The 11,805-nt window shown below is 54.5% G+C and carries 9 protein-coding genes; 4 read left to right on the top strand and 5 right to left on the bottom strand.

Features of this window, described 5'->3' with window-relative positions; translation table 11 throughout:
* Positions 1-20 precede the first annotated feature (20 nt).
* Positions 21-1,070, top strand: coding sequence for an alpha/beta hydrolase family protein (locus ACAW75_RS06230; RefSeq protein WP_370727823.1), 1,050 nt, complete (start codon positions 21-23; stop codon positions 1,068-1,070).
* Here ACAW75_RS06230 and ACAW75_RS06225 read toward each other — a convergent pair whose 3' ends face one another.
* Together ACAW75_RS06225 and ACAW75_RS06220 are read right to left on the bottom strand one after the other, a co-directional pair.
* Positions 1,071-1,721, bottom strand: a complete 651-nt coding sequence (locus ACAW75_RS06225; protein ID WP_370727822.1) for a beta/alpha barrel domain-containing protein — start codon at positions 1,719-1,721, stop codon at positions 1,071-1,073.
* A 16-nt stretch (positions 1,722-1,737) separates the two neighbouring features.
* Positions 1,738-2,766 (bottom strand): sugar kinase, encoded by a 1,029-nt coding sequence (locus ACAW75_RS06220; RefSeq protein ID WP_370727821.1) that lies wholly within the window; start codon positions 2,764-2,766, stop codon positions 1,738-1,740.
* A gap of 201 nt (positions 2,767-2,967) precedes the next feature.
* Between ACAW75_RS06220 and ACAW75_RS06215 the strand changes: the two genes are divergently transcribed.
* The 3 genes from ACAW75_RS06215 to ACAW75_RS06205 all read left to right on the top strand — a co-directional run bounded on the left by ACAW75_RS06215 (position 2,968) and on the right by ACAW75_RS06205 (position 6,780).
* Complete coding sequence (locus tag ACAW75_RS06215; RefSeq protein ID WP_370727820.1) at positions 2,968-3,888, top strand: PorP/SprF family type IX secretion system membrane protein; 921 nt, start codon at positions 2,968-2,970, stop codon at positions 3,886-3,888.
* Positions 3,889-3,894: 6 nt separating this feature from the next.
* On the top strand, positions 3,895-4,950 hold the full coding sequence (locus ACAW75_RS06210; protein WP_370727819.1) for an AAA family ATPase: 1,056 nt from the start codon (positions 3,895-3,897) through the stop codon (positions 4,948-4,950).
* Positions 4,951-5,562: 612 nt separating this feature from the next.
* Positions 5,563-6,780, top strand: coding sequence for a pyridoxal phosphate-dependent aminotransferase (locus ACAW75_RS06205; protein WP_370728090.1), 1,218 nt, complete (start codon positions 5,563-5,565; stop codon positions 6,778-6,780).
* A gap of 46 nt (positions 6,781-6,826) precedes the next feature.
* Here the strand turns inward: ACAW75_RS06205 and ACAW75_RS06200 are convergent, their stop codons facing one another.
* Genes ACAW75_RS06200 through ACAW75_RS06190 form a run of 3 tightly spaced genes read right to left on the bottom strand, consistent with a single transcriptional unit; the run spans position 6,827 to position 11,771 of the window.
* Entirely contained in the window at positions 6,827-8,038 is a 1,212-nt protein-coding gene (locus ACAW75_RS06200; RefSeq protein WP_370727818.1) for a glycosyltransferase family 4 protein, read from the bottom strand.
* On the bottom strand, positions 8,035-9,621 hold the full coding sequence (locus ACAW75_RS06195) for a heparinase II/III domain-containing protein (protein ID WP_370727817.1): 1,587 nt from the start codon (positions 9,619-9,621) through the stop codon (positions 8,035-8,037). Before ACAW75_RS06195 ends, ACAW75_RS06200 begins: the two co-directional genes overlap by 4 nt.
* Positions 9,618-11,771: a bi-domain-containing oxidoreductase gene (locus ACAW75_RS06190; RefSeq protein WP_370727816.1), complete on the bottom strand. Its 2,154-nt coding sequence runs from the start codon at positions 11,769-11,771 to the stop codon at positions 9,618-9,620. Before ACAW75_RS06190 ends, ACAW75_RS06195 begins: the two co-directional genes overlap by 4 nt.
* Between the last annotated feature and the right edge of the window lie 34 nt (positions 11,772-11,805).

The following is an 11,805-nucleotide window of genomic DNA, read 5'->3' as shown; positions in this document are numbered from 1 at the left end:
CTTAATCTGAACTAACCAGAATGCCAATCCTTCTCGCTAAAGGCCGTTGCCTTGCACTCGTCGTGCTGCTAATGGTACTCGAAAACAATAGTGTGGCGCAGGAAATGGCCACCACAGTGGCAACCCGGAAAGCCTTCTTACAGCTGATCGATCACCCGCGGGTACCATTGGCTCCGATTGTCAGAGTAATGCCGAATACCGATGGCCTGCGACAGGAACATTTTACGTATGCTGCTGAAAAAACGCAGCGTGTGCCGGGTATTCTGCTGAAACCGGACGATCAAAGGCGGCGACCTGTGGTAGTGGTTCTGCATGGGACCGGCGGCACAAAAGAGGGGCAGTGGAGCGTCTTGAAAACGCTGACCAACCAGGGGTTCATTGCCATTGCCATCGATGGCCGATACCACGGCGAACGGCAAACCGGCACCGGCTCGGCCCAATACGTAGCCGCTATGCTGCAAACCTACCGAACCGGGCAGGAACACCCGTTTCTTTACGATACCGTCTGGGATGTGCTGCGCCTAATCGATTACTTGGAAACCCGACCCGATGTAGACGCATCCCGGATTGGCGTAATCGGCTTCTCGAAAGGGGGTATGGAAACGTACCTCGCTGCCGCCGTTGACCCACGCATTGCTGTGGCCGTGCCGATGATCGGCGTGCAGAGCTTCCGCTGGGCGTTAGATAATAACCGGTGGATGTCGCGGGTGGGTACGTTCCAGCTGGCCGTAGATGAAGCTGCCAAAGAAACAGGAACGAGCAAAATCGATGCCGCTTTCATCCGTACCTTCTACGACCGGGTGGCCCCCGGTATCTACACCCGATTTGATGGGCCAGCTATGGTTCCGCTCATCGTACCACGGCCACTGCTGGTCATCAATGGCGATTCCGACGATCGAACGCCGCTGCCTGGTCTGGACGAGTGTATGGCACCGACGAAACAGGCTTACCACCGGGCTGGCGCCGATGATAAGGTAAAGCTGTACATACAGAAAGACACCGGTCATGCCGTTACGCCGGCTGCCCTTCAGGCCGCCGTAGACTGGCTGGTGACCTGGCTGAAGCCCTGATTACCGGCGGCCCTTCAGGTTGGCAACCAACTGCACCAGCATCGCTACCCGGTCACGAAGGGCATCGGGCGAGGCCGTGTCGCCGGTGAAGAGTTGCGAACCAAGCCCCACTGCCGTTACACCCGCACCAAACCAGGTGGTGAGGCTGTCGGCGGTGGGTTCAACGCCGCCCGTTACCATCAGGTTCAGCCAGGGCATCGGGCCTTTCACCGCTTTGATGAAGCCTGGCCCCAGTACATTTCCCGGAAAAACTTTCACCACCTCGGCACCCAGTTGCGTGGCCTTATAAATTTCGGTGAGCGTAGCACCGGCAGGCACCCAGGGCAGCCCACGTTCGCGGCAGGCTTCGCCTACTTCGGCGGTCATTACAGGCTGAACAACGAAAGCGGCTCCCGCGTCGAGGAAGCGCTCGGTATCGGCGGCGGTCAGGATGGTGCCAATACCCAGCGCCAGGCCGGGGCAGTGTTCGGCAACGTACCCAGCCAATTCGGTAAAGACGGGTAGGGCCGCAGCGCCCCGATTGGTGAACTCAAACACACGCATACCGCCGTCGTAGCAGGCTTTGACAATCGAGATGGCGTGGGCGGCATCGGCGTGGTAGAAAACCGGTACTAATGGGTGGTTCGCTACATTCTGGAGAAAGGGAGACATAGACATTGGTAGAAGGTCAGGCGGTTAGTTTAAGTACGTCGGCAACAGATTGTTTGGTGTCATCACCTACTTCGCTCAGCTTGCCAAAGGCGGCCGCCGTTGCAAAATTCAGGATACGTTGAGGGTCATGGTTGTTATAAAGCCCGTAGAGCAGACCAGCCATGAAACAGTCGCCGCTACCAATCTGGTCAATGACCGTATCTGCCTCATAGGTGGGCGACACGTATGACTGGCCATTGGTGAATAGGGTGGTGTAATAGTGAATGCCCGTTGGCTGTTTGCTGAACCGGAAGGTATTCGCGACCACTTTACAACGCGGAAAACGAGCCTGAATGGCCTCAGAGGTCACCTGAGCATGAGCTATATAATCGGCCTGTGTGCTCGCTTCCGTAATTTCATCAGATACTGGAATGCCAAGCAGTGTGTTGGCCGCCCAGATATTGCCCATCACTACGTCGCAATAGTGCACCAGCTCAGGCATAATTTCGACGGGCTTCATGCCATATTGCCACAGGCGGGCGCGGTAGTTCAAGTCGATCGAAATAGCTATTCCTTTCGCTGAAGCCGTGGCAAGTAGGTCCCGACAAACGGCTGCTGCCTGCGCACTCAGGGCCGGGCTGATGGCGCTGACGTGCAATCGGCCCACGTCCTGAAGTACAGGTGCCCAGTCAATCTCACCGGGTTTCAGTTCGGCAAAAGCAGACCCGGCCCGGTCATAAATAACACCGGCATTTTTTAAGTCGCTTCCCTGGGGCAGGTAATACGAACCAATCCGGTTACCCAGCGCCTGACCAGGCTTGTTCCGAATAAGGCCCGACGGGTCCACACCGCGTTTGGTGATATACTCAGTGATATCGCTGGCCAGTGCGTTTTCAGGCACGCCGGTGGAGTAGCGGACAGGTACGTTCCAGTTGGCCAGTGCCATAGCAACGTTCAGTTCGGCCCCACCTACATACACAGGCATCATCGACTGCTGAATCCATCCTCCGTTCGCCACCGGCGAAAACCGTAACAACACTTCACCAAAACAACAAATTGTAGACATAGTATAAGAGTGGGCAATGCGTGTAGTCAGCAAAGATTAAGTGGCCGCTAAGTTAACCACATGAATTGGTCTCACCAGCCTACTGATGCCTACTGAACGTACCTGCGCGTGCAGAACGTCAGCGAATGGCCCTGACACACGTACCGGGATTGGAAAAACGAGCTGGATAGGGCAACTTGCGGCTGTTGTAACACTTCGCCGATGCGCCACTTCGTTCGTTTACTTCTGTTTGCCTGTTTATCAGCTGGTTGGCTGCCAGGCCTGGCCCAGAAAGAGGTACTTTATTCGCAATACCTGATTAACCCAATGGCCATTAACCCGGCTTTTGCGGGGGTACGTGAAGATTTTAATATGACGCTGGCTTTCCGGGGACGGCTGTTTAGCTTTTTAAGCCAGAACGCGCAACAGATCGCTACACCCATTACCCAAACGTTTGCCGCTGACGGACAGCTTGGTACGGGCCGCTTCGGTTTAGGCTTTCAGGTGCTCAACGATCGCAACAGCACGCTTGGTAACGTGGGTCTGTCATCTAACCTCTCGTACCGGATTGATCTCCCTAACCTGGCCCGTTTGTTTCTGGGTGTGCAGGGCGGCGTGAATATTCTGCCCATCGTTGGCACGGGCACGAGCCTTGGCGGTAGCAGTGCCCTGTTGAGCTATGGCGTTGGGCTGTATTATGATGCCTCCGCGTTTTTTGCTGGTATATCGGCGCCAGAACTGAACAGCAAGGCCTTTGGTCTCGGTGGGTTTCTCTACCGCCAGCCGATCTATCTACAGGGGGGTGGCAAAATAGACCTGACCGATGAGTTTAAGCTGATTCCGTCGGTGGTCGTGTCGCGGTCTGGCGCCGAACCGCTGGCCGTAGATCTGAACGCCCGGGTCTGGTACCGCGAACGGGCTGCCCTGGGGGTATCGGTACGCCAGAACAATACGTTCACCAATGGCACCTTCAGCTACGTGCAGGGAACACTGGAATACCAGTTGTCGGGTAATGTACGGCTGGGTTACCTATACAATTCCATCGCCCCCGAAGCCCCGCTGACGGCCTTTCAGCGCACCATGCACGAGCTGGTTTTTCGGTATACACCTAACCCCAATACGCTCAAGTTTTCGTACTTTTAGCCCTGTATGCCCAATCAACGCGTTATTCAGGACCTGTTCATTACTCACGATCTAGACCGCGAGTTTCCACTGGCGGCTCATTTCGTACAGACCTACGGTGAATACCCGAATTACCTCTTCACCCACGAAGACTACAAGCCTGAGTTACACGACTGGCTCCTGGCGCGTGGCTTTACGGTGATTAACCAGTCGATGCGGCTGACGAAAGAAGGGCTTCGGACCAATGAGCGCATCTACGCCCATCCGGATGGGGTTATGCTCAATGGTGAGTTCATGTGGGATGCTTATTGCCGATTTTCAGGGTTCTATCGGGATGCCAGCGTGATCAAGGCCTGCCTCGAAGGCATCGAAAGCCTGATCTGTGAGCAGCAACCTGAACAAACCAACATTTACCTTATTCAAAGTGGCTTGGGCGGCCTGCACACCGAACGAGTGGAGATTGACCCCCCGCAGATAGACCTGGACCTGTATTACAATGATGGTTTTCCGGAAGTGCACGAGCGGCTTGTATCGTTGCTGAATCGCCCGAAATACAAAGGGTTGATCCTGCTGCATGGCGAACCTGGTACCGGAAAAACGACCTATATCAAATACCTCAGTTCGCTGGTGCGGAAGAACATGCTGATTTTGCCGCCCTATATGACCAACTTTCTGACGTCGCCCGACCTGATTCCATTTTTACTGGAACAGCGCGATTCAGTGCTGCTCATTGAAGATGCGGAGCGGATTTTACAGGCCCGCGAGGCCGGGGGAGATACCAATAGCGTTTCCAATATCCTGAACCTGACCGACGGGCTGCTGGCCGACTGTCTGCACATTCAGATTATTGCCACGTTTAATGCCAACAAGAGTTTGCTGGATAAGGCGCTGCTACGGAAAGGCCGATTAATGGTCGACTATGCGTTTGGTAAACTGGCGGTACCGAAAGCCAATGCGTTACTGGCAAGCCTGGGCACCGATTTTCATACCAATGAGCCGATGACGCTGGCTGATATCTTCAACGTCGAAGGCCAGACGATCTCCGGTGAGCGAACAGAAGGTCACTCAAAAGTGGGTTTTTAACCTTGTACCCGTAGCCCGATCAATGAGCTGTTGAGGGAATCAGCGGTGGCACGGTCACCGTTAATACCCACCCGGCACTGGCCGATACCTGTTGTACCTGAAGTGTAGAGGCTACCTCCCACGACGGGACGAATGTGGTTGAATTGGAGTTCCATTGCATACCACTACCCCTTGCAACTATTGGGCCAGCGAATAGAAATTGGTTATTTCTATTGATTTAGCGGAGCCACCGGTAAAAGTAAGCCCATCAGGAAATATTAATTCCTTTATTGGCTGACTAACTGTTGATTGCATTTTACTGGCACGGTTTTTGCAAAAGTGCTCAAACTGCTCTTTCCGTTGCCAGATGGCGTATCAAATCTACCTGAACGGGCATACAGATACGTGGCCTGAGCACTGAAACTACTGCCTCATCAGCGTACCTTCCCGAAGAGGCCACGACTGGATCCGGCAAACAATGTCACGTTAAAATCGCGACGACATTACCTGGTTGCCTGGTATGACTACAGTGGAGACCCGCTCGGTGAGCGTAAATCGTAACGGGCTACACTTGTAAAACCGCTACCTTTGCACAGGTGGCATAACCTACGTGGGTTATGTCTTTTTTTTATGATGGAGATTCGCAAATCAGACCGGCTTACTCACCTCAAATATGACATCAGGGGGCCGGTTTACGAGAAGTCGCTGGAGCTGGAAAGCCAGGGCTATAAAATCATTAGCCTTAACATTGGTAACCCGGCGGCTTTTGGGTTCGACACACCCGATGAGATTGTCCACGATGTGATCCTGAACATCCGCAATGCGCAGGGGTATGCAGATTCGCGGGGGTTGTTTGCGGCGCGTAAAGCGGTTATGCACTACACCCAAAACCTGGGGTTGCCCGGCGTGACAATCAATGATATATACATTGGCAATGGTGTTAGTGAGCTGATCCTGCTATCGATGCAGGCGCTTATCAATGAGGGCGATGAGGTATTGGTACCTTCGCCCGATTATCCGCTCTGGACAACGTCGGTGGCACTTTGCGGGGGTAAGCCGATCCATTACATCTGTGACGAAACGGCCGACTGGAACCCTGATCTGGTCGACCTGGAAAGTAAGATTACGGCTCGTACGCGGGCAGTGGTGCTCATCAACCCCAATAACCCCACTGGTGCTGTATACAATAAGACCGTGCTGGAAGGCATTGCCCGTATTGCCGAAAACCACAAACTCATTGTGTTTGCCGACGAGATCTACGACAAGATTCTGTACGACGACGCTACTCATCACCCGATGGCCCGCTTTGTTCATGATACGCTCTGTATCACTATGAATGGCCTATCGAAGAATTACCGGGCTGCTGGTTTTCGGGGCGGTTGGCTGGTGATGACGGGCGCGAAGCACAAAGCCAAGTCCTATATCGAGGGGTTAACCCTGCTGGCAAGCCTGAGGCTCTGCGCCAACGTACCCACGCAGTATGCCATTCAAACGGCGCTGGGGGGGTATCAGAGTATTCATGACCTGGTTATACCGGCTGGGCGGCTGTACCGGCAAATTATGCTGGCCTATGAACGCATGGTAGCCATTCCGGGCATCAGCTGTGTAAAGCCGAAAGGCGCTCTGTACATCTTCCCCAAGATTGACCTAAACCAGTTTGATATCGCCGACGACAACGCCTTCGTGTATGACCTGCTGGTTGAACAGAAGGTGCTGGTAGTGGCCGGACAAGGATTCAATTTTCAAACGCCTGACCATTTTCGGATCGTTTGCCTACCGAATATCGACGAGATGACGGTGGCCCTGAATCGCATCGAAGCCTTTCTGGAAAGTCGCCGAAAGGAGGGTTAGGTGCTTGAGTAATCAAGGGATGAACGGCGTTGTCGCCGGTCAGGCATTACCCAATTACCCCGTCAGTTTCAACAGCTGCCTGGACAAAGCCTGCCGACTTCAGTATTTGACCAGCCAGCGACCGAATGATGGTCTGGCGGCGAAACTGGTTGATAAATGTCGTCCGAATGATAGTCTGATAAGGCGTTGTCAGTAGGTACGTTGCCAGTGAAGCCGCATCGCCGGGAGGAAACACAAAACTGTTGGGTACGTGCTGACGAACGAACTGGGCGGCATAGCCGGCCACGCCAGCCAGTACAGGCTTGTCGGTAGCTGCATACTCAAACAGTTTTGAGGGCAGACAGCGTTCAAAGGCCGCCAGATTGTTCAGGTGCATAAACAGGTAGTCAGCCTGTTCATAGTCGGCCAGGAGCGTGGCCCGGTCAACTGGTGGTCGAATAATGACATTACTCAGCCCTGCTTCAGCCACCACTTTTTCGAGCCTGCTTTTGGTGCCGCCATCCCCGATCACGACGAACCGGTAGGTCGGGCCAAGCAGGCGGGCCGTTTGCGGGATGATCTTTTCGAGCCCCTGCCCTTCGCCGATGTTACCCGCATACAGAATGGTACGTTGCGTGGAAACCTGAGGGGCCAGCGGGGTAGCCGGAAAATTCAGAAAATGATCGTCAATGCCGTTGGTATAATAGCTGTAGGTAGCTTGTGGGTAGGCTGAAAAGTAATCATTGAACCCTTCAGAGACCATGTTTATGTGCTGTGCGTAGCCAAATGTATAACGCTCAACGGCCTTGAGCGTAGGTGACAGCGCCAGTTTCGCTACCGGATTCTTTAGCAATTCCAGAATGTTTTCCCGGAACAGATCGCGAATATCGAGTACCAGCGGGACTTTCCGCTGGCGAGCCAGTTGCGCGCCAAGGAAGGCCGAAAACAGGCGCGATGACGACGCCACCACCACATCGTAAGTTGCCCCCCGTGTAAGGGCGTAAGCCTGCCGGTAGAAATGGACGTACGAGCGAATCTGGTCGGTAAAACCGCTGGTGTGGGTTGGTACTGAAATCCGGTCGATGCGCAGGTTGCCCTGCCGTTCCTCGGCCGCAGCTTCTACCCGAAAGGACTGGTACCGGTTAGGTTGCGTAGTGACTACATGAACCGTTCCCTGGTCGCCAAGCTGATTGGCCAATTCATAGGCAAGGGGGGTATTTCGAAAAGAACCGGCGCTAAGATCTGGTGAGAAATAGTAGGTCAGAAAAAGGACGTTCACAAGCGGACAGTAAAAAGGGTAGTCATTACGGTGGTAGGCACGTCGAGTGAAACGCATGAAGCTGTAGCTGTGCGGTTGAAACCGAGTGCCTGATCATAAGTCGTTAAATTGACTGATAATGGTTTTTCGGAAACAAATTGTACAGCGCAATTCGCTAATGTAACGACTTGTTGCTCAGTGGTCAAATATAGGTAATGGTCGAAATACAGATGGGATTTTCTTGCTAAATTATTGTCAATAAAGCAGTCGTCTACCCGCAGTGTCGTCTCGTCGAGCAACGTCCAGCGGCGGGTATGTCGGTCGCCCAGGTAGGCGTAGCCGTCATGAGCTGCTTCAACGCAGCAGGGCAGGTCGGTCAGGATAGTTACCTGTGCCCGGCGACCCACCCGGAAACCACTCCATAGTTCCGATGAGTTCTGATCGGAAACAGTGACCGTATTATGAGCAGCCGTGCTTCGCTCCCAACGGCGCCGTTCCCCAATCTGGTAGGTCGATGTACCCGGATCAACCACAACGGGTTGGCCGTCGATATGCAGGACAAACGAGAACGTGTCGGCATGAGCGTGGCCTGGCTGGTGATCCGGCCCAACCGGTGCAACATCGATAAACACTTCCAGGCGTGGGGTGGTCAGCATTCGATACCCACTATCTGTCAACTGAATCTGTGTTGGCCGGAAACCCAATGGAGCCGCTTTGGCCAGCAGGCCGGCGGTAGTAGGCGCAACCCCATAGGCGGCATCATTGACCATGGGCACTGAACCATCGCGGAAAGTGACCGTGACCAGCCAGTTAAGCATGGCGGCAATTTTTTCCCGGACGTACCTGATCAGCGTGGCGTCTGTAACCCAACTGCTGGTCAACAGTACAGCGTAGAGATCAAGTAGCCGGCCGGTCAGTAGCTGATGATAAACCGGACTACGTTCGTAATGGCCCCCATCGGTCAGAAACTGCTCATGGAGTTGGTTGGCCAGCAGCTTCGCGCCATCGGCAAACCATAGTCGATGCTGAAAATGAACGGCCATCATGGTGAGCGCACAGGCATTTTCGAGCAGGTGGTTGCCACCGAGGTGATACTCAAGTCGTGATCGGAGCAGGGCTGTTTGCGCGTACATATGCCGCTCGATAAAGCTATCCTGAATGCCCTCTCGCAGCAGAAAGCTTCGCCAGTTCAACAACCGCAGCGAAGTAGGGTAGGGCTCCAGTCCATCGCGCAGATCGTTGGTCTGCTGAATAAAAGCATGAATGAGAGCGACCCCATCCCTGATGGAGTCGCCTCCCTGCCCTGAAAACGGGTAGGGCGTTAGGGTGCTCCCGTGTTCAGGGGGCGTTAACCAGTCGAAGTAATTCAGGGTATAGGTCCAGAGTTTTCCATTGGTCGCGTAGTTCCAGTCGATTCGCTCGGTAAACGTTACGGACTGATTCAGCAAGGTAAACGTGATTGGAAGCGGCAGGCTGGGTACGTTGGCGTCAGCGCTGGTCCAGTTCAGCCGCGGCCGACCACGCAGCCGATTCCATACCTGATAGATCAGCTGGCGAGGGGTCAGATGGCGAAGGGTTCGCCAGTATAAGCCAGGCGATTTCATCGTACAGCAACCCAGCCTCCTTCGTGCAGGCTGCGGATGGCGGCGAGCGTAGCGGCGGTTGTATTGACTAGTTCAGCAAACGGAATAAGTGGTTCGCCGCCGTTACGCAACGTGGTGATGAGTCGCCGAAACTGCTCGGCATGCCCCTTGTCTTGCCCACCCGATTGACTTGTAAACCCGCGAAACCCGTAGCCTTTCAGCGATTTGAAGTTATCGAGAACCAATGTCCGCTCCTGCGAATACACCTCTACGCGTTCTTTGGCGTACGCCTTACTGCCGTTGGCAAAATAATTAACCACCCCCGTTGCGCCATTTGCGTAACGCAGCAAAATCGATGCTGAATCGGTAGTGTCAGATGGATGCGTCCCCATCGCATTCATACAGACGGCCACCACGTGGCTACCAGCCAGGTACGTGATCAGGTCAATATAATGGCAGGCTTCGCCGATAAGTCGTCCGCCGCCCACGGCCCGGTCATGTACCCAGGAGTTGGCAGGAATAGCCCCCGCGTTCATCGTTGCCACGACATTGATGGGTACTGCTCCGCTGTTTCCACCACCCAGCAACTGCTTTGCTTTTTGGGCGGTTGGTGAGAATCGACGGTTAAACCCCACCATTACCATTCGGTCACCAACTGGGTGAGCGGCCTGTTGTGCGGCGATCACATTGGCTAGTTCCTCGTCGTAGATGGCCATTGGTTTCTCCACGAATACGTGTTTTCCGGCTTGCAGCGCTTCCACCACCAGGCTGGCGTGGTTGTTATGGCGGGTTGTGATCACACACAGATCAATGGCCGGATCGGCCAGCATATCCTGGTAATTGGTGGTGCTTTGGGCGATTCCGTGTTTTTTGGCCAGCAGTGTACCGCTTAATCCGTTGGCACTGGCAATAGTTTGTAAGGTGGCGCCAGCTTTCCTGAGCGCAGGGATCAGCGTCGAGTCCGCGAAATTTCCTGCCCCGATAATTCCCACTACACCCGCCGACTGGGCCAGGGTTGTGTCGGTCGGGCGGAGGTTAACCAACGTACCCAGCCGGTCGGCCGTTTCAACTGCATTGGAATAGCTTAGCAGCGAAGCAATGCTGGTCGAGCCGTTCATTCGCCCATAGATCCGCCCGTACTCCGCCAGTGGGACCACCTCCGTGATCAATGGATCTACCTGTAACTGGCCCGTACTGAGTAAATGAAGGATTGTCTGGAAGTTGCGATTTTCCGTCCAGCGGACAAATGGCAATGGATAATCGTGGCCAGCCTGTTCGTAATCAGCGTCATAGCGACCGGGCCCATACGAGCATGACACCTGAAACGTCAGCTCTTTCTCGAAAAAATCGGCCCGACTCAGGGACAGACCAACCACTCCGACCAGCACAATACGGCCACGCTTGCGACTCATCCGGGCAGCCTGCGTCATCACCTCGTCCGACTTTGTGGAAGCCGTGATCAGCACCCCATCGGCCCCGACGCCAGTCAGATCCGTTACGGCTTTCACTACATCCGTATTGGCCGGGTTCAGCGTTTCGATGCCAAAGGTGCGGGCCAGCGCCAGCTTACGTTCATCGAGGTCGAGGCCAATTACGCGGCAGCCGTTCAGCCGAAGCAACTGGGCTGTGAGCAGGCCAATAAGCCCGAGCCCGACAACCACAATCGTTTCGCCAAGCGTCGGGTTAATAAGCCGGATGCCTTGTAGGCCGATGGCACCAATGACGGTGAAGGCTGCCTGGTCATCACTGACCGTGTCCGGAATTTTAGCGACCAGATTACGGGGCACACAGACCATTTCGGCATGTTGCCCATTGGAGGCTACCCGATCGCCAATAACAAGGTCGGTAATGCCAGCCCCAACGGCCACTACTTCACCCACATGGCAATAGCCAAGTGGCAATGGTTGATCAAGCTTCCGGAAAACGGCTTCTAAGGTCGGTAACAGGCCATCAGACTGAATTTTCTCGATCACCTGCTTCACCTTATCGGGCTGTTGACGGGCTTTACTGAGCAGATTCGCCTTGCCAAAGTCGACCAGCATCCGTTCGGTCCCCAGCGACACCAGCGTGCGCCGCGTACGGATCAGCACCTGCCCGGCACGTACCTGAGGCGCCGGTACCGTCTCCAGCACCGTCTCCCCGGATTTTAAATTCTGTATAAGTTGGTACATCTACGGTAGGTGGCAATTAAGGTATGACTAGAAG

It is taken from the genome of Fibrella arboris (genome assembly GCF_041321095.1).
Classification (GTDB): domain Bacteria; phylum Bacteroidota; class Bacteroidia; order Cytophagales; family Spirosomataceae; genus Fibrella; species Fibrella arboris.
This window is presented reverse-complemented; position numbering and strand designations above follow the sequence as displayed.